This is a genomic window from Pseudonocardia petroleophila (genome assembly GCF_014235185.1).
GTDB classification, from domain to species: domain Bacteria; phylum Actinomycetota; class Actinomycetes; order Mycobacteriales; family Pseudonocardiaceae; genus Pseudonocardia; species Pseudonocardia petroleophila.
In genome coordinates this window covers 5,029,224-5,053,124 of the sequence record NZ_CP060131.1, presented here as the reverse complement: position 1 = coordinate 5,053,124, position 23,901 = coordinate 5,029,224, and the positions used below count along the sequence as shown (strand labels likewise).

The 23,901-nt window shown below is 74.7% G+C and carries 22 protein-coding genes; 16 read left to right on the top strand and 6 right to left on the bottom strand.

Annotated elements, in window-relative coordinates; translation table 11 throughout:
- Window positions 1-100: 100 nt before the first annotated feature.
- Window positions 101-1,201: a DMT family transporter gene (locus H6H00_RS24820; protein WP_185718091.1), complete on the bottom strand. Its 1,101-nt coding sequence runs from the start codon at window positions 1,199-1,201 to the stop codon at window positions 101-103.
- Window positions 1,202-1,242: 41 nt separating this feature from the next.
- Here H6H00_RS24820 and H6H00_RS24815 point away from each other — a divergent pair, with 41 nt between their 5' ends.
- The 3 genes from H6H00_RS24815 to H6H00_RS24805 all read left to right on the top strand — a co-directional run bounded on the left by H6H00_RS24815 (window position 1,243) and on the right by H6H00_RS24805 (window position 4,101).
- Window positions 1,243-1,740 (top strand): MarR family winged helix-turn-helix transcriptional regulator, encoded by a 498-nt coding sequence (locus H6H00_RS24815; protein WP_185718090.1) that lies wholly within the window; start codon window positions 1,243-1,245, stop codon window positions 1,738-1,740.
- A 93-nt stretch (window positions 1,741-1,833) separates the two neighbouring features.
- Entirely contained in the window at window positions 1,834-2,931 is a 1,098-nt protein-coding gene (locus tag H6H00_RS24810) for a ferredoxin reductase (protein ID WP_255425359.1), read from the top strand.
- Window positions 2,932-2,958: 27 nt separating this feature from the next.
- On the top strand, window positions 2,959-4,101 hold the full coding sequence (locus H6H00_RS24805; RefSeq protein ID WP_185718088.1) for a fatty acid desaturase family protein: 1,143 nt from the start codon (window positions 2,959-2,961) through the stop codon (window positions 4,099-4,101).
- Here H6H00_RS24805 and H6H00_RS24800 read toward each other — a convergent pair.
- The 5 genes from H6H00_RS24800 to H6H00_RS24780 are packed head-to-tail and all read right to left on the bottom strand — an operon-like array spanning window position 4,094 to window position 9,206.
- Window positions 4,094-5,101, bottom strand: coding sequence for a D-alanine--D-alanine ligase family protein (locus H6H00_RS24800; protein ID WP_221775658.1), 1,008 nt, complete (start codon window positions 5,099-5,101; stop codon window positions 4,094-4,096). The two genes, H6H00_RS24805 and H6H00_RS24800, sit on opposite strands and share 8 nt — an antisense overlap.
- Window positions 5,102-5,103: 2 nt before the next feature.
- Window positions 5,104-6,426: an ATP-grasp domain-containing protein gene (locus tag H6H00_RS24795; RefSeq protein WP_255425358.1), complete on the bottom strand. Its 1,323-nt coding sequence runs from the start codon at window positions 6,424-6,426 to the stop codon at window positions 5,104-5,106.
- 1 nt (window position 6,427) lies between these two features.
- Window positions 6,428-7,258 (bottom strand): O-methyltransferase, encoded by an 831-nt coding sequence (locus H6H00_RS24790; RefSeq protein ID WP_185718087.1) that lies wholly within the window; start codon window positions 7,256-7,258, stop codon window positions 6,428-6,430.
- Window positions 7,259-7,287: 29 nt separating this feature from the next.
- Complete coding sequence (locus H6H00_RS24785; protein ID WP_185718086.1) at window positions 7,288-8,499, bottom strand: sedoheptulose 7-phosphate cyclase; 1,212 nt, start codon at window positions 8,497-8,499, stop codon at window positions 7,288-7,290.
- 47 nt (window positions 8,500-8,546) lie between these two features.
- A complete protein-coding gene (locus H6H00_RS24780; protein WP_185718085.1) occupies window positions 8,547-9,206 on the bottom strand; it encodes an HAD-IA family hydrolase in 660 nt (219 codons plus the stop codon).
- Window positions 9,207-9,477: 271 nt separating this feature from the next.
- Between H6H00_RS24780 and H6H00_RS24775 the strand changes: the two genes are divergently transcribed.
- The 13 genes from H6H00_RS24775 to H6H00_RS24715 all read left to right on the top strand — a co-directional run bounded on the left by H6H00_RS24775 (window position 9,478) and on the right by H6H00_RS24715 (window position 23,898).
- On the top strand, window positions 9,478-10,245 hold the full coding sequence (locus H6H00_RS24775; RefSeq protein WP_185718084.1) for a TauD/TfdA dioxygenase family protein: 768 nt from the start codon (window positions 9,478-9,480) through the stop codon (window positions 10,243-10,245).
- Window positions 10,246-10,566: 321 nt separating this feature from the next.
- A complete protein-coding gene (locus H6H00_RS24770) occupies window positions 10,567-12,102 on the top strand; it encodes an HNH endonuclease signature motif containing protein (RefSeq protein WP_185718083.1) in 1,536 nt (511 codons plus the stop codon).
- 147 nt (window positions 12,103-12,249) lie between these two features.
- Complete coding sequence (locus tag H6H00_RS24765; protein WP_185722761.1) at window positions 12,250-13,209, top strand: methionyl-tRNA formyltransferase; 960 nt, start codon at window positions 12,250-12,252, stop codon at window positions 13,207-13,209.
- A 310-nt stretch (window positions 13,210-13,519) separates the two neighbouring features.
- Entirely contained in the window at window positions 13,520-14,479 is a 960-nt protein-coding gene (locus tag H6H00_RS24760; protein WP_185718082.1) for an MBL fold metallo-hydrolase, read from the top strand.
- A gap of 5 nt (window positions 14,480-14,484) precedes the next feature.
- Window positions 14,485-16,110, top strand: a complete 1,626-nt coding sequence (locus H6H00_RS24755) for an FAD-dependent monooxygenase (RefSeq protein ID WP_185718081.1) — start codon at window positions 14,485-14,487, stop codon at window positions 16,108-16,110.
- On the top strand, window positions 16,085-17,281 hold the full coding sequence (locus tag H6H00_RS24750; protein WP_185718080.1) for a homogentisate 1,2-dioxygenase: 1,197 nt from the start codon (window positions 16,085-16,087) through the stop codon (window positions 17,279-17,281). Before H6H00_RS24755 ends, H6H00_RS24750 begins: the two co-directional genes overlap by 26 nt.
- Window positions 17,278-18,438, top strand: coding sequence for a fumarylacetoacetase (gene fahA / locus H6H00_RS24745; RefSeq protein WP_185718079.1), 1,161 nt, complete (start codon window positions 17,278-17,280; stop codon window positions 18,436-18,438). Before H6H00_RS24750 ends, fahA begins: the two co-directional genes overlap by 4 nt.
- A gap of 24 nt (window positions 18,439-18,462) precedes the next feature.
- Complete coding sequence (locus tag H6H00_RS24740) at window positions 18,463-19,287, top strand: enoyl-CoA hydratase/isomerase family protein (protein ID WP_185718078.1); 825 nt, start codon at window positions 18,463-18,465, stop codon at window positions 19,285-19,287.
- A gap of 5 nt (window positions 19,288-19,292) precedes the next feature.
- A complete protein-coding gene (locus H6H00_RS24735; RefSeq protein ID WP_185718077.1) occupies window positions 19,293-20,051 on the top strand; it encodes an IclR family transcriptional regulator in 759 nt (252 codons plus the stop codon).
- A gap of 63 nt (window positions 20,052-20,114) precedes the next feature.
- The gene (locus tag H6H00_RS24730) at window positions 20,115-21,077 is read left to right on the top strand and encodes a PDR/VanB family oxidoreductase (RefSeq protein WP_221775655.1); all 963 of its coding nucleotides are present in this window, start codon (window positions 20,115-20,117) and stop codon (window positions 21,075-21,077) included.
- 8 nt (window positions 21,078-21,085) lie between these two features.
- The gene (locus H6H00_RS24725; RefSeq protein ID WP_185718075.1) at window positions 21,086-22,276 is read left to right on the top strand and encodes a cytochrome P450; all 1,191 of its coding nucleotides are present in this window, start codon (window positions 21,086-21,088) and stop codon (window positions 22,274-22,276) included.
- A 74-nt stretch (window positions 22,277-22,350) separates the two neighbouring features.
- Window positions 22,351-22,809 carry a fimbrial protein gene (locus tag H6H00_RS24720; protein WP_185718074.1) on the top strand — a complete coding sequence of 153 codons (459 nt, stop codon included), beginning with the start codon at window positions 22,351-22,353 and terminating at the stop codon, window positions 22,807-22,809.
- Window positions 22,810-23,067: 258 nt separating this feature from the next.
- Window positions 23,068-23,898 carry an amidohydrolase family protein gene (locus H6H00_RS24715; RefSeq protein ID WP_185718073.1) on the top strand — a complete coding sequence of 277 codons (831 nt, stop codon included), beginning with the start codon at window positions 23,068-23,070 and terminating at the stop codon, window positions 23,896-23,898.
- Window positions 23,899-23,901: the final 3 nt, after the last annotated feature.

Genomic DNA, 23,901 nt, shown 5'->3' with positions numbered 1-23,901 from the left:
TACGCGGCCGGGCGACAGAGCTCGTCGAAGTGCGTGATGCGCCGGCTGGGCCAGAAGGCCTCGAGCAGGGTGCGCACCATGGCACGAGTCTGGCCGACGATCATCCCCGTGCGCAATCGGGGTGGGTCGGGCGGCGGTGGACCCCGCTGCCCGCCCCGGGTCCCGCGGTCCCCACAGCGTGGTGCTCACCTCGCGGCGCACGACCGGGGCGACCTCCTCGGCGAACCGCGTCAGCACCTCCCGCTGCTGCGCGTAGGGCAGGGTCGGGTCGACCGACACCGACGGCACGTCGTGGCGGAAGGACCTGTGGTGGTCGAGGATCTTCTCCGCCACCCGTTCCGGGGTCCCGACCAGCGCGGGGCCGTGGGAGCGCGAGCACGATCCCGGCGAGGACGAGCGCGATCCCGGCGACCTGGCGCCCGCTCAGGGCCTCACCGGCGAGCGCGGTGCCGAGCAGCACCCCGGTGACCGGGTTGAGCAGCCCGACCAGCCCCACGGTGCCCGCGGTCAGGTGGCGCAGCCCGGTGAACCAGGCCGTGAAGGCCAGCGCGGTCGCCACGACGCCCACGTAGGCGAAGCCCGCGACGGCCGGCCCGTCCAGCGCGGGCGGCGCGCCCTCGACGAGCAGGGCGACCGGGAGGACGACCAGCCCGCCCGCGACGAGCTGCCACGCCGTCGAGGCGAGCACCGGCACCTGGCCGCTGCACCTCCGGGCCAGCACGAACCCCACCGACGACATCAGCATCGCGGCGACCGACGCCGCGACCCCGGTGGGGCTCACCGCCTCGGTCGCGGTGAGGAGCATCGCGGCCACCCCGGCGATCCCCAGCACCGCGCCCGCCACCGCGACCGGCGCGGGCCGTTCGGCCAGCACCGCCCAGGCGACGAGCATCATCACCACCGACGACGTCGCCATGACCACCGACGCGACGCTCGTGGGGAGCAGCTGCGCGGCGACGTAGACGAGGGCGAAGAACGCGCTCGTGTTGAGCACGCCCAGCACGACCGACCGCCACCACCACGCCCCGCGCGGCCGGGCCCGGCACAGCAGGAGCAGCAGCAGTCCGGCGGGCAGCGCGCGCAGGGCGGCCCCGTGCAGCGGCTGGCCGGCCGGGAGGAACTCGCGCGTCACGAAGTAGGTGCTGCCCCAGGCCACCGGCGCGATCGCCGTGACCAGTACCCGCCGCCAGGTAGCTTCCATGGAAGACACCATATACCTTCCAAGGAAGATATAGTGGGGCCATGACCGAGCCCGACCACGTCGCCCGGATCCAGGCCGAGTGGGCGCGCGAGCGTCCCGACCTCGACGTGTCCCCGCAGGGCGTGATCGGGCGGCTGCACCGCCTCGCCGCGCACCTGACCGACGAGCTGTGCGTGGTCTACCGCCGCCACGGCCTCGCCGAGGGCGAGTTCGACGTCCTCGCCGCGCTGCGCCGCGCCGGCGCGCCGTTCGAGCGCGCGCCCGGGGAGCTCGCCCGGTTCACGATGGTCACGACCGGCGCGATGACCAAGCGCATCGACCGGCTGGTCGAGGCCGGTCTGGTCACCCGCCGACCCGCCTCCGACGACGGCCGCGGCCGGGTCGTCGCCCTCACCGACGCGGGCCGCACGCTGATCGACGGCGCGTTCACCGAGCACATGCGCAACGAGCGGCGCCTCCTCGACGTCCTCACCCCCGACGAGGCCGCACGGCTGGAGGGCCTCCTGACGACCTGGCTCGGTCACATCGAGCCGACCTGACGCCGATGTGACACCATCGCCGCCGAGTCCGGTGGCCCATCGTGATCGCCCGTCACGATGTCGCGTACACCGGCGGCCACGGGAGGCGAGCGGATGAGCACGGAGGCGAGGCTGCCGCGCGGCACGCGCCGGCTGCGCGCGGCGGCGGCGCGGTTCACCACCCCGCTGCTGCCCGACGACTACCTGTCGCTGATCAGCCCGCTGTGGTCGGCGCGCGAGCTGCGCGGGCGGGTGGTGGAGGTCGTGCCCGAGGCGGGCGACGCCGCGACGCTCGTCATCAAGCCGGGCTGGGGCTGGCCGTTCGACTCCGCCCCCGGCCAGTACATCGGCATCGCGGTGGAGGTCGACGGGCGCTTCCACTGGCGCTCCTACTCCCTGACCTCCCCGCCGACGCGGCACCAGCGCCACGTCTCGGTGACGGTCAAGGCGATGCCCGAGGGCTTCCTGTCCCGGCACCTGGTGTCCGGCGTCGCCCCCGGCACGGTGGTGCGCCTCGCCGCCCCCCGCGGGGAGTTCGTGCTCCCCGACCCGCCGCCGGAGCGGATCCTGTTCCTCACCGCGGGCAGCGGCATCACCCCGATCATGGCGATGCTGCGGACCCTGCACCGCCGTCGCACCCTGTCCGACGTCGTCCTCGTGCACTCCGCGCCCGACGAGCGCGAGACCCTCTTCGCCGACGAGATCGACCGGCTCGCCCGCGAGCACCCCGGGCTGCGGGTGCACCTGCGGCACACCGCCCGCGACGGCCGCCTCGACCTCGCCGGGCTCGACCGGGTCTGCGCCGACTGGCGCGGGCGCCAGGCCTGGGTGTGCGGCCCGAACGCGATGCTCGACGAGGCCGAACGGGTCTGGGGCGACGCCGGGCTCGGCGACCGGCTGCACGTCGAGCGCTTCTCCGCCGACCTCACCGGCGGCGAGGCCGAGGGCGGCACCGTCACGTTCGCGACGTCCGGCCGCGAGGTCGACGCCGACGGCGCGACGACGCTGCTGGAGGCGGGGGAGGGCGCGGGCGTCGCGCTGCCGTTCGGCTGCCGCATGGGCATCTGCCACAGCTGCGTCGTGCCGCTGCGCTCCGGCGCGGTCCGCGACCTGCGCGACGGCACCGAGCGCCGCATCGAGCGCGGCGCCCCCGCCGAGAAGATCCAGACCTGCGTCACGGCCGCGGCCGGCGACTGCGTGATCGACAGCTGACCGTCCCCGACCTGCGGGAGGACCCCCATGGCCATCACCGACGTCCGCGAGTTCGCCCACCTCACCGAGGCCGACGTCGAGGCGATCGGGCGCGAGCTCGACGCGGTCCGGACCGACGTGGAGGAGTCGCGCGGCCAGGCCGACGCCGACTACATCCGCCGGGTGATCACCGTGCAGCGCCGGCTGAACGTGGCCGCGCGGGTCGTGCTGTTCGGCTCGCGGCTGCCCCCGCTGTGGGCGGCGGGCACGGCGCTGCTGGCCGTGGCCAAGATCCTGGAGAACATGGAGATCGGCCACAACGTCATGCACGGCCAGTGGGACTGGATGAACGATCCGGAGATCCACTCGTCGACGTGGGAGTGGGACAACGTCTGCCCGGCGTCGCAGTGGCGGCACTCGCACAACTACCTGCACCACACGTACACGAACGTGATCGGCCGGGACAAGGACGTCGGCTACGAGATCCTGCGGGTGCGCCCGGACCAGCCGTGGCACCCGTACTACCTGACGCAGCCGGTGGTCAACGTGCTGCTCATGCTGCTGTTCGAGTACGGGGTGTCGCTGCACGACCTCGACATCGACGGGCTGGTGAAGGCGAACCTGGAGGACCCCGCGGAGTTCCGGCGCAAGCTCGCGGAGATCGGCCGCAAGCAGGCCCGCCAGATCAGCAAGGACTACGTCCTGTTCCCCGCACTTACCGGGCCCGCGTTCCTGTCCACCGCGGCCGCGAACGCCGTCGCCAACGTGGTCCGCAACGTCTGGTCCTACGCGATCATCTTCTGCGGGCACTTCCCCGACGGCGCCGAGGTGTTCGCCGAGGAGGAGCTCGACGGCGAGACCCGCGGCCAGTGGTACCTGCGCCAGCTGCTGGGCTCGGCGAACTTCCGCGGCGGGCCGCTGATGCACGTCATGTCCGGCAACCTCGGCTACCAGATCGAGCACCACCTGTTCCCGGACCTGCCGTCGAACCGGTACCCGGAGATCGCGGTGCGGGTGCGCGCGCTGTGCGAGAAGTACGACCTGCCCTACACCACCGGCCCGTTCCCGCGGCAGTTCTGGCAGTCCACCCGCTCGATCTGGCGGTTGTCGCTGCCCCAGCGGGCGTTCGCTGCCCGGGAGCGCCGCCGGGAGGCGCGCGGGCTGTTCCGCCGCCGCCCGCAGGTCAGCTGAGCGCCTCCGCGACTCCGGCCGCGAACAGCTCGGCCGGCTCGATCCCCGCCGCCCGCGCCATCACCGCGACCACGCTCGTCGGGGCGTAGGAGCAGTACGGCCCGGCCTCCAGGAACCACGGGCGCCCGTCCGGGTCGACGCGGAAGTCGAACAGGCCGTAGTGCCGGCAGCCCAGTGCGGCGTACGCCCGGAGCGCGGCGTCGTGGACCGCCGCGGTGACCGGGTCTGCGGGGTCGACGATCCAGGACCGGGTGGCGTCCTTGGCGACCAGGTACAGCTCGCCGTCCGGGTCGCGGGCGAGCTTGTCGGCACGGGTGCGCACGCGGTCCAGCGCGTACTCCTCCAGCGGCAGGCAGACCAGCTCGCCGTCGCGCACGACGACGCCGCACCGGACCTCGCGGCCGAGCTCCACGTAGGTCTCGACGAGCACCTCCCCGGAGTGGGCGAACGCCCCGGCGAGCGCGGCGTCGAACCCCGCCGGGTCGCGCACGAGCGTGACGCCGTCGGAGTTGTCGGCGTCCACCGGCTTCACGACGGCGGGGACGGCGACGCCCGGGCGGTCCCCGGGCCGCAGCAGCTCGCCGGCGGGCACCGCGACCCCGGCCGCGGCGACGACCGCCTTCGCCCGGCCCTTGTGCGCGGCCAGCGCCATCACCTCGGCGGTGTTGCCCAGGAACGGGATGCCCAGCACGTCGAACAGGGCGCGGTAGGACGTCATGCCGGGGCGGCAGAACATCTGCGGCAGCGCCAGGTCGACCCCGAGACCGGCGAGGTGCGCGACCGCGGCGCCGGGCGCCAGCGGGGCGGCCGCGGCGATCGACCCCCGCTCCAGGTCGGCGGGGAAGCGCCACCGGCCGTCGGGGGCGACGTGGGCGACCGAGTGCCGGTAGCGGTCCGGGTCGGCGAGGGCCTGCAGGGCGCCGCGCGCGTAGAGGCGCGACAGGTCGGCGAACCCGTCGTCGACGGCCGAGCCGACCAGGTGCAGGACGTGGAGCGGCACGGTCAGTCGCCCGCCGGCTCGACGAGCTTGCCGATGTTGAAGTCGATCCGGATCCAGTCCTTGAGCCGCACCAGGTTGCCCACCAGCAGCCACGGGATCTGCAGGTGGTGGACCATGAGGAAGGGCAGCGGGTCGGACCAGTCGAAGATCGCGTCCCGGCCGCGGGCGATCACCCGCAGCCGCTCCGGGGCCGAGGCCGGGCGGCTGAGCATCCGCCACAGCTCGTGGTAGAGCCAGTAGGTCGGGCGGCTCGAGGGCAGCGGCTCGATCTGCTCCGTGCCGTCGGTGAGGTAGGCGTCGGCGAGCCCCGGGTGGCCGTCGAACATCGTGATCGCCGAGTGCGTGCGCGGGTTGCACTCGATGCCGTAGACGCGCCCGTCGTCGGTCCGGATCAGGTCGAGCGAGACCTGCCCGGTGCCCAGCGGGGCGACGAACCGCCGCACCCACTCCGCGACCGCGGGCTCGTCGACCATCGCGTAGTTGAGCTGGAACGCCGAGGACGCGCAGCACCCGTACACCCGCTGCCGGCCGTCGCGCACGGTGCTGTGGGTGCAGAACTCCTCGCCGCGCACGAACTCCTGCAGGATCCACGGGTTCGCCTCGGAGATCGGCTTCGACGCGGCGAACGCGGCGGTCTCCGCGGCGGTGGGCCGGGGCAGCGGGGTCAGGTCGAGGCGGTGCACCGGGTCGTAGGCGATGCTCTTGAGGACGTAGGTGTCGCCGGGGGCCGCGGCGAAGTCGAACGCGGCGACCTGGCCGGCGTCGGTGATGCGGTGGGTGTCGGGCACGTCGAGGCCCAGCGACGCGGCGAGCCGCGCGAACCCGTCCTTGTCGTCGACGGTGCGCAGGGTGTCCGGGTCGAGGTGCACCACCTCGCAGTGCCCGGCCAGCACCTCCTTCGCGTCGGCGTCGTGCCGGCTCGCGACGGGGCTGCAGACCGGAACGTAGACGTCGACCTGCTCCTCCTTCACGATCCGCAGCAGCGCGGCCGCGTAGCCCGGCGACTGCGGCGGCGGCACGATCCGGAACCGGTCGACGTCACGGGAGAACCGGTGCCCGGTGAGGCGGTAGCGGCTCGACTCGACGAGCACCACGCGGTGCCCGGCGCGGTGGAAGGTCCGGGCGAGCTGCAGCGCCTTGGTCATCTTCCCGCCGCTGACCAGGATCGTGCGCGGTGCGGCGGCCGTGGCCGGGCGGGGCCGGCCGGCCACGGCCGAGCGCAGCAGCGCGACGGTGGTGAGGGCCAGGTTGAACGGCAGCGCCGACGTCAGCAGCGCCAGCGTGCCGACGGTGCGGGGCACCGCCTTCCAGCTGCGGGCCGCCACGTCACACCCGCCGGATCAGCGTCAGGCCGTCGCGCACCGGGAGCAGCACCTGCTCCACCCGGGCGTCGCGGGCGACCGAGAGGTTGAACGCCGCGATCGCGTCCCCGTTGCCCGTCCGCGGACCGGGCAGCCAGGGCTCGCCCTGCATCAGCGTGTTGTCGACCGCGACGATGCCGCCGGGGGCGAGCAGGCCGGAGTCGTCGGTGCCGGGGCCCAGCAGCGCGTCGAGGTAGTCCGCGTACCCGGCCTTGTCGGCGTCGACGAACACGAGGTCGAACCGCGCTCCCTCCGCGGCCAGCTCGCGCAGGGTGTCCAGGGCCGGGGCGACCCGCACCGAGATCCGGCCCCCGCTCGGGGACGCGGCGAAGCACTCCCGGGCGAGCCGCGCGACGTCGGCGTCGATCTCGCAGGCCACGAGCTCGCCGTCGGCGGGGAGCGCCTCGGCCATCGCGAGCGCGGAGTAGCCGGTGAACATGCCGATCTCCAGCACCCGGCGCGCGCGGGTCGCGTGCACCAGGAACCGCAGCAGCTGCCCCTCGACGTGCCCGGAGAGCATCTCCTGCTCGAGCGCGACCACCACGCCGTCGCCGCGGCGCCCGTCCCAGTCGCGCTCGCGGGTCCGCTGCGCGAGCGCGGCGAGGGCGGGGGACTCCGGGGTGGTGCACCGGCCGACGTAGGGGTCGAGCCCGGTCGCGAGCGCGGCGGCCCGCCGCAGGCGCGCGGCCGTGGCGGGGTGCACGGTGTCGTCGAGCAGGCGGCTGAGCTCGTCGAGCTCGTGGGCGAGGATGCCCGCCGGGGTGACCGGGCGGGCGGGGCGCACCGGGGTGGTCACGGCGGCGTCCCCGGTCGCCGTGCCGCCGGTCACGCCGCGCCCCCCGTCACCATGTCGACGCCGTCCCCCGCGCGCGGGTACGCCGCGCACGTCCGGCGGTGCTCGGCCAGCGCCGCCGTCAGCTCGTCGGAGGTGAGGTCGTTGACGAAGAAGCACTCGCCGATCGGGCGCGGCACGGCCGCGCGCTGCTGCCCGCCCCGGGTCTGGACGATCGACTCCGTGGCCGAGACGAGCAGCTCCGCGGTGAGGTGCGGGCTGTCGATCGCCAGGCCGAGCCGGCTCATCAGACCCAGGATCCGGTCCCGCTCGCCCGCGGAGAGGTAGCCGCGCAGGTGCGCGAGCGTCGCGGAGAACGCCATGTCGATGCTGATCGCGTGCCCGTGGAACAGCGGAGGGTCCGGCGTCAGCTCCAGGGTCGGGCTCCACGTGTGGCCGTAGGCGATCACGCGGTCGAGGTCGAGCTCGTGCAGGTTCGGGACCTCGAGCGCGAGCATGGCGTCGATCGCGTCGTAGGTCAGCTCGTCGGCCAGCTGGCGCAGCTCGGGCGTGCCGTCGCGGTGGCCGAACCGGGTGGCGAGGAGGTCCTCGCCGTACTTCTCCAGGCGGTCGAAGATCCCGGCGTGGCCCACCACCGCGATCTTGATCAGCTCGGCCATCCCGTTGCGCACCTGGTCCTCGGGCAGCGTGCCCAGGAACGAGAAGTCCAGCAGCACGTCCTGCGAGGCGTGGTAGTCGCCGAGGCGGTTCTTGGCCTTGCCGTGGTTGACCGCCACCTTGATCGACACGCTCGCGTCGACGAGCCCGATCAGGGTGGTCGGGATGCGGATGTAGTCGGTGCGGCGGCGGTAGGTGGCGCACGCGAACCCGGTGACGTCGGTCGTCAGCCCGCCGCCGACGACGAGCACGGGCTCCCCGCGGACCAGCCCGAACGCGGAGAAGGAGTCGACGATGTCCTCGAGCGTGCGCAGCGTCTTGTCGACCTCGCGGATGCGCACCGGGTGCACCGTCAGCGCGATCCCGTGGTGGGCGAAGTACGCGGCGATCCGGTCGCCGTAGAGGTCGTGGACGACCCCGTCGACGACCATCAGGCAGCGGCCGAACCCGCGGTAGCAGTCGGCCAGCTCCGGGTTCTCGACGGCGAACACCCCGTCGACGTAGGTCAGGTTGAAGTCGATCTTCTCGTGTCCCTCGACGTGGAAGGACCGGTCGGTCGCGGTGTAGGTGGCGTGCACGTTGCCCATGGGTGTTCCTCGTCGTCCGGGGTGTCGGGGTCGTCCGGGCTGTCGGGTCAGCGGCCGGGGAGCAGGTCGGCGGGGTCGAGGCGGTCGACGACGCTGCGGGCGTCGGAGAAGCCGTGGTCGGCGGTGTTCGCGCCGGGGAACGCGACGCACGGGACCCCGGCCGCCGCCGCCGCGGTGACGCCGTCGCCGTTGTCCTCGATCGCCACGCAGTCGCCCGCCCGCTCGCCCAGGGCGTCGAGGGCGTGGACGTAGGCGGCGGCGTCCGGCTTGGGCGCGGACACCTCGGAGGTGTCGACCACGACGTCGAAGTCGGCCCGGCGCACGTCGGGACCGAGCACGTCGAGCAGGGCGTCGATGTTCTCGCGCGAGGTCGTGGTGACGAGGCCGACCTTCACCCCGGCGTCGCGGGCGGCGGCGATCGTGTCGACCACGCCAGGGCGCGGGGTGAGGCCGGAGGTCGCGAGGAGCTTCTGGAAGGCCTGCGACTTCGAGCGGTGCACCGCGTCGGCGTCGACCTCGGTGCCCTGCTGGGCCGCGTAGCCGGCGATCCGGTCGCGGCCGCCGGACTCCCGCAGCATGGCGAGGTAGTCGGCGCGCTCCCAGTGCCAGTCGAGCCCGTGGGCCCGGAACGCGTCGTTGAACGCCTCGCGCTGGATCTCCGAGGTCTCGGCGAGCGTTCCGATGGAACCGAACAGAACTGCGGACACGGTGGACTCCTGCTTCTCGGGTGGGCGGTGCGCACGAACAACGGACGCGGCGGAATGGTGTCCGGACGCCCGGAAAGGGAATGGCGGCATCGCCCCGGGGGCGGGCCGCGCATTTCCGGGACCCTCCGCCCGCATCCGGTGCCGGGTGCGGGGACGGTCCCGTGTGGGGTGCCCTCTGGCGGGCACGCCATCGAAGGTACCCGGGGTCCGGCGGGTCAGCGACCCGGAGGATCGGCGCGCGGACCGGGCCCGGTCCTGTTAGCGTCGGCCGGTGGAAATCGTCGTGCACCATCCCGTCGGCGCCACCATCACGGATCTGTCGATTCGCGACGTCGACCCCGACATCGCGGGCCGGCTCGCCATTCTGCTGGCCGAGCACGGCGTTCTCGTGCTACCCGGACAGGACGTCGACGACGCCGCATTCGTGGCATTCCTGCGCCGCTTCGGCGAGCTGACCTTCACCGTCGGGGAGACGGCGGTACCCGGGTTCCCCGACCTCAACGTGGTGAGCAACGTCGGGCGGACGACGCCGCCGCGCAGCTCGTTCCACGTCGACACCAGCTACGTGCGCCGGCCCCCGGCCTTCACGGCGCTGCGGGCGGTGGAGGTGCCGTCGGCGGGCGGGGCCACCCAGTTCACCAACCAGTACCGCGCGTACGACACGCTGCCGTCCGACCTGCGCGATGAGCTCGCCGGGCGGACCGTCACCCACGTCGTGACCGGTCTCGACCTCCCCGACGACGCCGAGACCTCCGCCGAGCACCCGGTGTTCCGCGAGCACCCCCGCTCCCGGCGCACCGCGCTGTACCTGTCCACGCCGCAGCGGTGCGCGGCCATCAGCGGCGTGGCGCCCGCGCGGGCGCGCGAGCTCGTCGACCTCCTCTACGCGCACTCCACGGCCGAGGACAACGTCCTGCGCCACGAGTGGTCGCCCGGGGACGTCGTGATGTGGGACAACGCGTGCGTGCTGCACCGCGCCGACCACTTCGGTGTGGTGGGCGACCGCGTGATGCACCGGGGGATGGTGGCGGCCGGGTAAGTGGGGCGGGCCGGTGCCGGGCCCCGGGTGGCGGACCTGCCCGGCGCCGTTGGCCCCGCGTTCCCGCCCGACGCCGCGCCCGCGGAGGGTCGGCCCGGCGCGAGTGCGGGGGCCGGAACGGCGGGTGGTGGGTGGGTTGCCGGGGGTCGCGTCCGGCGACCGCGTCGAAACCACGTGCGAACGGGGCTGGCGCTGCCGGTCGCGGCGCGGACCCCTCGCGGTCGGTGCCGCGCGCCGCGACGAGCACGGCATCCGCCGGGGCGTGGCGCACCCCGCTCCGGGCCGTTGACCCGCATCGGGACGAGGGGTAGAATCGAACGCATGTTCGATACCGAGTGTCCCGCGGAGACCGCCCCGGTCTCCCGATCGGTCGCGAACGCCGCCGCGTGGCCGTCGCCCGAGGACACGTTCGGCGCCATCGTCGCCGCCGGTCGGCCCGGCCCGTCGGGCTGGCTCGCCCTCGAGCTCGACGCCGCCACGGACGACCCCGCCCTGCTCGACGACCGCTCGCTCGTCGACGCCGTCGCCGACCTCGACCGGATCGCCTCCTGGGCCGCGGCCCGCCAGGCCCGCCTTCTCGCCGAGTTCGCCCGCCGCCGTCCCGCCGATCCCCGCGACAGCACCACCGGCCCCGAGGCGATCAGCCGGTGGGCCCCCGACGAGATCGCACTGGCCCTGTCGATCTCCCGGTCCACCGCGGGTGCCCGGCTCGCCCAGGCCCGCCGGCTCACCGAAACCCTCACCGCCACCCTCGCGGCGCACGAGGCCGGGGAGATCGACGGCAGCAAGGTCCGCGCCATCTGCGACGCCACGCATCCCCTGTTCGAGGACGCCGCTGTCCGGGTCCAGGACCGGGTCCTGCCCGCCGCGGCCCGCCAGAGCCGCGCCCAGCTCGTCGCCGCGCTGCGCCGGGCCGTGATCGCGATCGACCCCGAGGGGGCGAACGAGCGGCACGCCCGGGCCCGCCGCGACCGTCGCGTGGTCGTCGGCGCCGAGGACGAGGGCATGGCCTCGCTGTGGGCCCTGCTCGCCGCGCCCGACGCCCTCGCCGCCCACCAGTGGCTCACCCGCCTGGCCCGCGGCCTCGGCACCGACGACCCCCGCGGCATGGACGCCCGCCGTGCCGACCTGCTCGTCGGGCTGCTCACCGGCCGCGTCGCCGTCGCCGAACCCGACCTCGATGTCGACCCGTCCGCCGGCGCGGACGGCGACGGGCCGCGGGAGGGGGAGGTCGCTCCGGTGCCGGCGGGTGGTGCGGGACCCGCTCTGCGGGTGGCCCCGGTCAATCCCGGCAAGCCGCTGGTCCACGTCGTCGTCCCGTTCTCGACGCTGACCGGCGCCGAGCACCAGCCGTGCGAGCTCGCCGGGTACGGGCCGATCCCCGCCGACCTCGCCCGCCGCATCGCGGCCGACGCGGTCTGGAAACGCCTCGTCACCGACCCCCTGTCCGGTGCCCTTCTCGACCACGGCCGCACCACCTACCGCCCACCCGCCGCACTCACCGACTTCGTCCGCGCCCGCGACGTGCACTGCAGGTCACCCCTGTGCCGCCGCCGCGCCCTCGACTCCGAGCTCGATCACACCGTCCCGTTCCCGCACGGCCCCACCGCGGAGCACAACCTCACCCACGGCTGCACCCTGCACCACCACGAGAAGCACTCACCGGGATGGACCGTCGTGCAGCACCCCGACGGCACCCTGGAGTGGACCACCCCCACCGGGCACACCTACGTCAGCGAGCCCTTCGACTACCGGCCCGAACCCGATCCGCCACCCCGGCGTCCGGGGCGGAGCCGGAGGGTCGCCCTCGACTGGGCCTCGACGGCCGAACACGCGGACGACGCCCCGCCGTTCTGATCCCGGTCGACGGGCTCGCGCCCGACGATCCATCCGGCGCCGACGCCCGGGTTGCCCGATGATGCTGCGGGTGGCGCGCCGACTCGCACGGATGGCGGTGCGCATTTCGGTTAGCCTCTCCTCACTGTTGTCGAGGAGGGGATGGCGATGCGCGTCGTCGCGTTCGGGTACATGACCTGGGGCCGCCGGACCATCGAGGCGGTGCTCGCCGCGGGGCACGAGGTGCCGTTGATCGTGACCCACCAGGACAGCGACAACGCCTACGAGAAGATCTTCAACGAGTCGGTGGCCGAGCTCGCCGCTGAGCACCGCATCCCGGTGCTGGTCCGCGACCGGGCGGTCGACGACGAGGTCCGGGCCGCGATCGCCGCCGCCGATGCCGACGTCATGGTCGTGTCGAACTGGCGGACGTGGCTGCCGCCGGAGGTCTTCACGATCCCGCGGCTGGGCACCCTCAACGTCCACGACGCCCTGCTGCCCGCCTACGCGGGCTTCGCGCCGCTGAACTGGGCGCTGATCAACGACGAGCCCGAGGTCGGCGTCACCGCACACATGATGAACGCCGAGTTCGACGCGGGCGACGTCGTGCTGCAGCGGTCCACGGCGATCACCGACGACGACACGGTCGTCGACCTGTTCGACCGGACGCTCGCGATGTTCGGCCCGATCACCGTCGACGCGCTGGAGCTGATCGGGTCCGGCCGCACCGACTGGGCGCCCCAGGACCGCCGCGCGGCCTCCTACTTCCACCGCCGCACCGAGGAGGAGAACCGGATCGACTTCGGCTGGAGCGCCCGGGAGCTGTTCAACCTCGTGCGCGCCCAGGTTGACCCGTACCCCAACGCCTACTGCTTCCACGGCGCGCGACGGCTGCGGATCCTGCGCGCGGGCGTCACCGCGACGCCGTACGGCGGCACGCCGGGCCGGATCTTCATCCGCGACGGCCAGGGGGTCGTCGTCGTGGCGGGGGCCGACGCCCGGCGCGGCCGCAACCCGGGCCTGCGCATCGACCGCCTGCGCCTCGACGATGGCACCGAGCTCACCGGCGTCGAGTACTTCACGCGCATGGGCGGCTATCTGACCTCGCACCCCGCCCCGGAGGCGTGAGCAGGCGCCCGCCCGCGGCCACCGGCTCCTCCGGCGTGCACCACCAGGCCGCGCCGTCGGCCGGGGTGAGCCGGTGCGCGATCCCGATCGCCGGCGCGCCCGTGCCGCGCTCGCCCGCGCCGGCGACCGTCGCCGTCCCGTCGGGGAAGGCGGTCGGCCCTCCCGGTGCCGTCGACGGTGGTGGGCGCCGCGCGCAGCCCGGTGGCTGCCCCGTCGAGCGGGTCGCCGGCCCCGGCGACCCCTGGTGCGGGAGCGTGCGCCGCGCTAGCATCCCTGATTAATCAAAGCTTTGATCATATCGGAGGAAGACATGGCCAAGCCGTTCGCCTCGTCCGCCGACACCGCGGCCAAGGAGCAGACCCTCGAGGTCCTCGCCGACGGCGTCTACGCCCTCACCGCCGAGGGCGACCCGAACATCGGGGCGATCGAGGGGGAGGACTTCCTGGTCTGCTTCGAGGCGCTCGCCACGCCGGTCGCGGCGGCGAAGTGGCTCGCGACCCTGCGCACCCACACCGACAAGCCGGTCCGCTACCTCGTGCTGAGCCACTACCACGCGGTCCGCGTGCTGGGGGCCAGCGCGTTCGACGCCGAGGTGATCGTCGCGCACGAGAACACGCGCGCGCTCGTGGCGGAGCGCGGGAAGCAGGACTGGGCGAGCGAGTTCGCGCGGATGCCGCGCCTGGCCGACGGGGCCGACTCCGTACCCGGCCTGACCTGGCCCACGCTGACGTTCTCCGACCGGCTCACCATCGACCTCGGCGGCGACCGCGGTGAGCTGGTCCTGCAGCACCACGGCCGCGGCCACACCGAGGGCGACATCACCGCATGGCTGCCCCGGCACCGGATCCTCTTCGCGGGCGACCTGGTGGAGGCCGAGGCCGCGCTCTACACCGGCGACGCGTTCCACCGGGAGTGGACCACCGGCACGCTGGACCGGGTCGCGGCACTGGGCGCCGAGCAGCTCGTCGGCGGACGCGGGGACGTGAGCCGGGGACGCGCGGAGGTCGACGCGGCGATCGCGAAGACCCGCGGCTTCCTCGACGTCCTGCTGCGCGAGGTCGGCGCCGTGCAGGGGCGCGGCGGCACGCTGAAGGAGGCCTTCGAGGCCACCCACGCGGCCCTGGTCGACGACTACGGCAGCTGGCCGATCTTCGAGCACTGCCTCCCGTTCGACGTCTCCCGCGTCTGGGACGAGCTCGCCGGCGTGGAGCGGCCCGTCATCTGGACCGCCGAACGCGACCAGGAGGTCTGGGCGCAGCTGCAGGGCTGACGATCATGACCATCCCGACCTGGCCCCACCCGCCCGTCGCCGTCCTCGGCGCGGGCCCGGTCGGGCAGACCACCGCCCTGCTGCTGGCCCGCCGGGGCGTGCCGACCGTCGTGCTCGACCGGCGCGCCCGGCGCGACGCCGTCGGGTCCAAGGCGATCTGCCAGCAGCGCGACGTCCTCGACGTCTGGGAGTCCGTCGGCGTCGGCCGCCGGATCGCCGACGAGGGCGTCACCTGGACGACCGCGCGCACCTTCCACCGCGACGCCGAGCTGTTCAGCTACGCCTTCGCCGAGCCCGGGAGCCCGGCGTTCCCGCCGTTCGTCAACCTCTCCCAGACCCGCACCGAGGAGATCCTCGACGAGGCCATCGCCCGGGAACCGCTCGTCGACCTGCGCTGGGACCACGACGTGGTCCACGTCGACCAGGACGCCGACGGCGTGACGCTGCGCTGCGCCGGCGGCGCCGAGGTCCGCGCGCCCTACCTGGTCGCCTGCGGCGGGGCCCGGAGCGAGGAGCTGCGTGCCCTGCTGGGCGTCGCGTTCGACGGCCACACCTTCGACGACCGGTTCCTCATCTGCGACATCCGCGCCGACCTCCCCGCGTGGGCCACCGAGCGCCGGTTCCACTTCGACCCGTCCTGGAACCCCGGGCGGCAGGTGCTGATCCACCCCTGCCCGGACTCGACGTTCCGGATCGACTGGCAGGTCCCGGCCGACTACGACCTCGACGCCGAGGTCGCGTCCGGCGCACTGGACACGCGGATCCGGCGGATCGTCGGCGACGTCGACTACACGATCGTCTGGAAGTCGGTGTACCGGTTCCACTCCCGCTGCGTCGACCGGATGCGCTGCGGCCGCGTCCTCATCGCCGGGGACGCCGCGCACCTGGTGTCGCCGTTCGGGGCTCGCGGGCTCAACTCCGGCGTCGCCGACGCCGAGAACGCGGCCTGGAAGATCGCCTACGTCGGGCACGGCTGGGCGCCGGAGCACCTGCTGGAGACCTACCACGACGAGCGGCACGCGGCGGCGCGGGAGAACATCGCCGTCACCACCGCGACGATGGACTTCCTGGTCCCGCCGGACGAGGCCAGGGCCCGGCACCGCGCCGAGGTGCTGGCCGGGGCGGCGGCCGATCCCGCGGTCCGGGCCCGTGTCGACTCGGGCCGGCTGGCGGAGCCGTTCTGGTACGTCGACTCGCCGTTGACCACGCCGAGCGCCGACCGGCCGTTCACCGGGCGCCCGCCCCGCGGACAGGTGCCGCCGGCGGGTCCGGGCGTCCTGCTGCCCGACGCCCCGGTCACCGTGCCGGGCGGGCGGATCCGGGCGCTGGCCCGTGACGGGTTCCTGCTGCTCACCGCCGACGCCGGGCCGGGCCCCGCGGACGCGGTGGCGGGGGCCGGCGGCCCGGTCCGCGTGCTCGCCCTGCCCGACGTCGACCCGGATGGCACGCTCGGGGCGGCGCTGGCCGCGCGGCCGGGCGAGGTGTGGGTCGTCCGACCGGACGCGCACGTCGCCGCCGTGCTCGTCGACCCGACCGCAGGACAGATCACCGCGGCGCTGCACCGCGCCGTCGCGCACACCCCGTCACCGGAGGAGGAGAGCCACGATGGCGCACTACAGGCGAGCCGGTGAGATCCCGCCCAAGCGGCACACCCAGCACCGCACGCCCGAGGGCGGCCTGTACTACGAGGAGCTGATGGGGGAGGAGGGGTTCTCCTCGGACTCCTCGCTGCTCTACCACCGCGGCATCCCCTCGGCGATCGTCGACGCCACCGTGTGGGACGTCGGCGACCTCACCACCACGCCGAACGCCCCGCTGGTGCCGCGGCACCTGAAGCTGCACGACCTGTTCGACGACGACGCGTGGAAGGCCCTCGACGCCGTGACCGGCCGCCGGCTCGTCCTGGGCAACACCGACGTCCGGCTGTCCTACGTCGTGGCGGGGGAGGCGAGCCCGCTCTACCGCAACGCCGTCGGCGACGAGTGCGTGTACGTCGAGTCCGGCACCGCGGTCGTCGAGACGGTCTTCGGCTCCCTCGACGCGCGGCAGGGCGACTACGTGGTCCTGCCCCGCGCCACCACCCACCGCTGGGTGCCGACGGGCAGCGAGCCGCTGCGGCTCTACGCGATCGAGGCCAACTCGCACATCGCCCCGCCGAAGCGCTACCTCTCGCGCTACGGGCAGCTCCTGGAGCACTCCCCGTACTGCGAGCGCGACCTGCACGGCCCCGTCGGGCCGCTGCTCGTCGAGGGCACCGACGTGGAGGTGCTGGTCAAGCACCGCGGGGGCTCCGGGATCACCGGCACCCGCTACGTCGTGCCGACGCACCCGTTCGACGTCGTGGGCTGGGACGGCTGCCTCTACCCGTACACGTTCAACATCGGCGACTTCGAGCCGATCACCGGCCGGGTGCACCAGCCGCCGCCCGCGCACCAGGTGTTCGAGGGCGGCAACTTCGTGATCTGCAACTTCGTGCCGCGCAAGGTCGACTACCACCCGCTGTCGATCCCGGTGCCCTACTACCACGCCAACGTCGACTCCGACGAGATCATGTTCTACTGCGGCGGCGACTACGAGGCCCGCAAGGGCTCCGGGATCGGGCAGGGCTCGATCAGCGTGCACCCCGGCGGGCACAGCCACGGCCCGCAGCCCGGCGCCACGGAGCGCTCGATCGGCGCGGAGCACTTCGACGAGCTCGCCGTCATGGTCGACACGTTCCGCCCTCTGGAGCTGGGCGAGGGCGGCCGGGCCGTCGACGACGGGACCTACGCGTGGAGCTGGTCGGGACGGGGCCCCGCGTGATCGCCGATCCCGAGGGGTTCGGGCTCGACAACCTGCCCTACGGCGTCTACTCGGTCGGGTCCGCGGCGCCGCGCGTCGGGGTCCGGCTGGGGGACGCGGTCGTCGACGTCGCCGCGGTCCTGGACGACGACGTGTTCGCCGCGCCGTCGCTCAACCCGTTCCTCGCCCAGGGCCCCGCGCGCTGGGCGGAGGTCCGGGCGCGGCTCACCGACCTCCTCGCCGGCCACGTCCCCGCGTCGGCGCGGCACCCGGTGGGGTCCGTCGCGCTGCACCTGCCGTTCGAGGTGGCCGACTACGTCGACTTCTACGCCTCCGAGCACCACGCGACGAACCTCGGGCGGCTGTTCCGGCCCGACTCCGAGCCGCTCATGCCGAACTGGAAGCACCTCCCGGTCGGCTACCACGGCCGCGCGGGCACGGTGGTGGTCTCCGGCACGGAGATCGTCCGGCCGTGCGGGCAGCGCAGGGCGCCCGCCGACGACGCACCGACCTACGGCCCGAGCGCCCGGCTCGACATCGAGGCCGAGTTCGGGTTCGTCGTCGGGGCCGGGTCCCGGCTGGGCGAGCGGATCGGCGTCGACGCGTTCGCCGACCACGTCTTCGGCGCGGTCCTGGTCAACGACTGGTCGGCGCGCGACCTGCAGGCCTGGGAGTACGTGCCGCTCGGCCCGCACCTGGGCAAGAGCTTCGCGACGTCGGTCTCGCCGTGGGTGGTGCCGCTCGCGGCGCTGCACGACGCGCGCGTCCCACTGCCGGCACAGGATCCGGAACCGCTGCCGTACCTGCGCGGCCGCGAGCCGTGGGGGCTCGACGTCGAGATGGTCGTGGAGTGGAACGGCGAGGAGGTCTCGCGGCCGCCGTACCGCGAGATGTACTGGTCCCCGGCGCAGATGCTCGCCCACCTCACGGTCAACGGCGCCTCCGCGCGCACCGGCGACCTGTTCGCCTCCGGCACGGTCTCCGGGCCGCAGCGGCACCAGCGCGGTGCGTTCATCGAGCTGACCTGGGGCGGGCGGGAGCCCGTCACCGTGGCGGGGGAGGAGCGCACGTTCCTGCTCGACGGCGACGAGGTGACGATCTCCGCGACCGCGCCGGGGGCGGGCGGGGGCCGGATCTCCTTCGGGGCGGTGACCGGGACGGTCCGGCCCGCGCGCTGAGGGCGCGTCGGGGAGGATCCGGGCATGAGCACCCCCGACACCGCCCCGGTCCGGATCGAGCGCGACGGCGACCTCGCCGTCGTCGTCCTGGACCGCCCCCCGCTCAACCTGTTCGACGAGAGCGTGTTCGCGGGGTTCGAGGACGCCGTCGCGCAGCTGGTCGGGCTGACGGCACCGGGCCGGCCCGACCGGGCCCGCGGCGTGCTGGTCGAGGCCCGCGGCAAGGTCGTCTCCGCCGGGGTGCAGGTGCAGGCGTTCGGCGAGATCGCGGAGGGCCCGGACCCGGTCGGACGGGGCACCGCCCTGTGGGCCCGGCTGATCCGGGTCGCGCAGACGATCGAGGAGCTGCCGGTCCCCACCGTCTTCGCCGCGCACGGGCTGACCCTGACCGCGGCCTTCGAGATCGCGCTGGCCTGCGACCTGCTGCTGGCCGCCGAGGGGGCGTCGTTCGGGCTGGTGGAGATCGTCGTCGGGCTCACCCCGTCGATGGGCGGGCCGCAGCGCCTCGCCGAGCGGGCCGGCCCCGCCCGGGCGAAGGAGCTGGTGTTCACCGGCGAGCGCTACCCGGCGTCGGTGCTGCGGGAGTGGGGCGTGGTGAACCGGGTGCTGCCCGACGACGGCTTCGCCGCGGCGGCGCGGGAGTTCACGCAGCGGATCACGGCCGGCCCCACGGTGGCGCACGCGGCCACGAAGACGCTCGTCACCACCGCGGTGCGCGACGGGGTGCGCGCGGCCGACGCGGTGCTGCCCGCGGTGTCGGGCCCGCTGTTCGGCACCGACGACCTGCGGGGTGCGGTGGCGTCCTTCCTGGCCGACGGGCCGGGCCGGGCGACCTACCAGGGCCGCTGACGCCGGTGCAGGGTCGGCGGTCGGGGCCCGGCGAGTCGGTGCTCACGCGCGCCGTCCGGATCCTCGACGCGTTCGGCCCGGACGACCGGACCCTGCGGGTCTCCGACATCGCCGCCCGGTCGGGCCTGCACCTGGCCACGGCGTCGCGGCTGGTCGCCGAGCTCGTCGAGCACGGGCTGCTGGCCCGTGACCCGGACCGGCGGGTCCGGGTCGGCGTCCGGCTGTGGGAGCTGGCGATGCGCGCGTCGCCGACGCTGTCGCTGCGCGACGCCGCCATGCCGTTCCTGGAGGACCTGCACGCCGTCGTCGGGCACCACGTCCAGCTCGGCGTGCGCGACGGCAGCGAGGTCCTGTTCGTCGAGCGGCTCAGCGCGCCCGGCTCGGTGATCAACTACACCCGGATCGCGGGCCGGCTGCCGCTGCACGCGTCGTCGTCGGGGCTGGTGCTGCTCGCCCACGCCCCGCACGACGTGCAGGAGTCGGTGCTGGCCGGGCCGCTGCGCCGCTACACCGCGCAGACGATCACCACCGCGGACCGGTTGCGCCGGACGCTGGCCGACGTCCGCCGCGACGGGTTCGTCCTGTGCCCCGGCCACATCCACGACGACGCGCTCGGCGTCGCCGTCCCCGTCGCCGACGGGGCGCGGCGGGTCGTCGCGGCGCTCGCGGCCGTCGTGCCCAACGACGACTCCGGGCGGGCCGTGGTGCCCGTCCTGCGGGCGGCGGCGCGCGGGATCTCCCGGAGCCTGCCTCTCACTGAGTGAGAGCCGCCCCCGCGGGGGCGGTCGGGCACGCGATCCTCGACCTCCATCGACGCGGAGGTGCTCGTGACGGCTGCAGACGCGACGCGGGCGGGTGACGCGCTCCGCGTGACGGCGAAGGACGTCGCCGCCGACGGCGTGGTCGTCCTGACCCTCGCCCACCCGGGCGGCGCGCGGTTGGCGGACTGGACGCCGGGCGCGCACATCGACCTCCACCTGCCCGACGGCACGACCCGGCAGTACTCCCTGTGCGGCGACCGGTTCGACGCCCGCACCTACCGCGTCGGGGTGCTCCGCGAACCGGCCGGGCGCGGCGGGTCCGCCTACGTGCACGACGTGCTCGCGGTCGGCGACGTCGTCGGCGTCGGCGGCCCGCGCAACAACTTCCCGCTCGTGCCCTCGGAGCGCTACCTGTTCGTCGCGGGCGGCATCGGGATCACGCCGCTGCTGCCGATGGTCCGCCAGGCCGACCTGCTCGGCGCGGACTGGACGCTGGTCTACGGCGGCCGGCGCCGCGGGTCGATGGCGTTCCTCGACGAGCTGGAGTCCCACGGCGACCGGGTGCACGTGCTCCCCGAGGACCGCCACGGCCGCCTCGACCTGCCGCGCTGGCTGGGCGAGCCGCGCGAGGGCGTCGCGGTCTACTGCTGCGGCCCCGGCCCGCTGCTCGACGCGGTGGAGTCGGCGTGCGCCGGGTGGCCCGAGCACGCGCTGCGCACCGAGCGGTTCGTCGCGCGGGAGCAGGGCGCGCCCGTCCGCGACCGGCCGTTCGACGTCGTACTCGCCCGCACCGGCGCCACCGTCTCGGTGGGACCGGACCGGACGGTCCTCGACGCCGTGCGCGACGCCGGGGTCGACGTCCTGTCGTCGTGCCGCCAGGGCACCTGCGGCACCTGCGAGACCGAGGTGCTGGAGGGGACGCCCGACCACCGCGACTCGCTGCTGCGCGACGACGAGCGGGCGGCGGGCGACTGCATGTTCCTGTGCGTCTCGCGCTCGTGCTCCGACCGACTCGTGCTCGACCTGTAGGAGATCCCGTGACCGCCACCCTGCTCCCGACCAGCGACGCCGACCCGTTCGGCCCCGAGGTCCTCGAGGACCCGCTGCCGTTCCACGCCGACCTGCGCGACGCCGGCCCGGTCGTGCACCTGAGCCGCTACGACGTCTACGCGATGGGCCGCTACGAGCACGTCCACGCGGCGCTGCGCGACTGGCAGGGCTTCCAGTCCGGGGCGGGTGTCGGGCTGTCGAACTTCCGCACCGAGCCGCCGTGGCGCCCGCCGAGCCTGCTGCTGGAGTCCGACCCGCCCCGGCACGACGCCCCGCGCCGCGTGCTGGCCGGGATCCTCGCACCGCGCGAGCTGCGCCGGCTGCGCGAGCGGTGGAGCGCGGTCGCCGACGAGCTCGTCGACGCCCTGCTCGCCGCGGGCGACGAGTTCGACGCCGTGCCCAAGCTCGCCGAGGCGTTCCCGCTGCGGGTCTTCCCCGACGCCGTCGGCATCCCCGACGAGGGGCGCGAGAACCTGCTGCCCTACGGCGACTTCCTGTTCAACGCCTTCGGCCCGCACAACGACCTCGTCGCCGCCGCCGCGCACCGGGCGCCCGAGCTGGGGGCGTGGGTGAACGCGCAGTGCGCCCGCGACGTCCTCGCCCCCGACGGCTTCGGCGCCCGGATCTGGGCCGCGGCCGACCGCGGGGAGATCACCGCGGAGCAGGCGCCGCTCGTCGTGCGCTCCCTGCTCTCCGCGGGCGTCGACACCACCGTGCAGGCCCTCGCCACCGTGCTGCACGCGTTCGCGACGCACCCCGAGCATTGGCGGCGCCTGCGCGCCGAGCCGCAGCTCGCCCGCGTGGCGTTCGACGAGGCGATCCGCTGGGGCTCGCCGGTGCAGACGTTCTTCCGCACCGCCACCACCGACGTCCGTGTGGGCGACGCGGTGATCCCGGACGGGAAGAAGATCCTCATGTTCCTGGCCTCGGCCAACCACGACCCCCGCCGCTGGACCGACCCGGAGGCCTTCGACCTGTCCCGCGACCCGTCGGGCCACCTCGGCTTCGGCTTCGGGATCCACCAGTGCGTCGGGCAGCACGTCGCGCGGCTGGAGGCGGAGTGCCTGCTCGACGCACTCGCCCGCCGCGTCGCGACGATCGAGATCGCGGGCCCGACCCGGCGCCACCACAACAACACGATGCGGGCGTGGGGATCACTGCCGATGCGGGTCGGCTGACGCCCGGCCTCCTGCGGACACGAACTCCTCGGGGGTGCGGTGTAACACCGGCGGCCCGTACGGCGTCCTGTTCCATGACAGCCCACCGCAGCCCGCCCCTGGAGGACCCGATGTCCGAGAGCTTCGTCCCCGAGCCGACCCCCGAGCCCGACTTCGACCTGCCCGCCGAGCCCGGCGCCTCGACGCAGGAGTACGTCGACCTCGACGGCGACGGCTACACCGAGACCACCCAGATCGACTCGAACGGCGACGGCGAGATCGACGCCGTCCTGACCGACGTCGACGGCGACTTCTACGACGACGTCGCCGCGTTCGACAACACCCCCGGCGACGGCGAGTTCACCGCCGACGTCATCGCGGTGGCGGCCGACGGCGACGGCCTGGCCGACGTCGTCTTCGACGACACGAACCTCGACGGCGTGTTCGACACCGTCACCCCGGGCAACGACGAGCCCCTGCCCTACGCCAACCCGTACGAGACCTCCGCGGGCGTCGCGCCGCTGGAGACGCCGTTCACCGAGCAGTCCTCCTGACCCGACCGGAACGGGCGGTCCCGCCACGGGGCCGCCCGTTCTCGTGCGCCCCGGTCGTCCCGACGCCGGGTCCGCACCGGGTCCGCCCCCGCGGGACGATCGCGGGATGACGGTCCCCACCCCCGCGACGATCGACGTCCACGCCCACCACATGGACCCGGGCGGCCCCCCGTCGGCGCCGCACCTGGTGATCGACGACGGGGACGGCGGCCGGATCCTGCGCGGCGACGCGCTGTTCCGCCGCGTCACCGCCACGCTGTGGGACGTCCCGCGCCGCCTCGCCGAGATGGACCTCGCCGGGGTGACCCACCAGGTGGTCTCGCCGGTCCCGGTGGCGATGGAGCACGCGGTCGGGGACCCCGCGTACGCCCGCGCCCGGAACGACGCGATCGTGGCGGCCTGCGCCGCGTCCGGGGGCCGGCTGCTCGGCTGGCCTGCCTGCCGCTGCACGACGCCCGCGCCGCGGTCGCCGAGCTCGACCGCAGCCGCGCCGCGGGCCTGCTCGGCGTCGAGATCGGCACGCGGGTGGGGGAGCGCGACCTCGACGACCCGTCGCTCGACCCCGTGTGGGCCGCGCTCGCCGCCACCGGCAGCGCGGTGCTCGTCCACCCCGTCGACGAGGGACGCGGCGTCCTGCGCCGCACCGGCCCGCCCTACGACCTGGGGCTGGGCATGCTCGCCGACACCGCGCTCGCGGCGGGCGCTCTCGTGTTCGGCGGGGTGCTGGAGCGGCACCCGGACCTGCGGGTGGCCCTGGCCCACGGCTGCGGCGCGTTCCCGTGGGCCTACCCGCGGCTGCGCGTGGCCGCCGCCCGCGGGGGCGTCACGGGGGACCCGGCGCGCCGGGACGAGCTGGTCCGCCTGCTCTACGCCGACACCCTCGTCTTCGACGACGAGCACCTGCGCCTGCTCGTGCACCGCTTCGGCCCCGGCCGCCTGCTGCTGGGCAGCGACGCCCCGTTCTTCCCCGACCAGATGGCGCTGTCGATCGCGTCGGTCGAGCGGGCGCGGAGCGCAGCGGTGCTCCCGCCGGGCGTCGACCTCACCGCCAACGCGCTCGCCTACCTGGGGCTGCCCGGCCCGGGCTGAGGC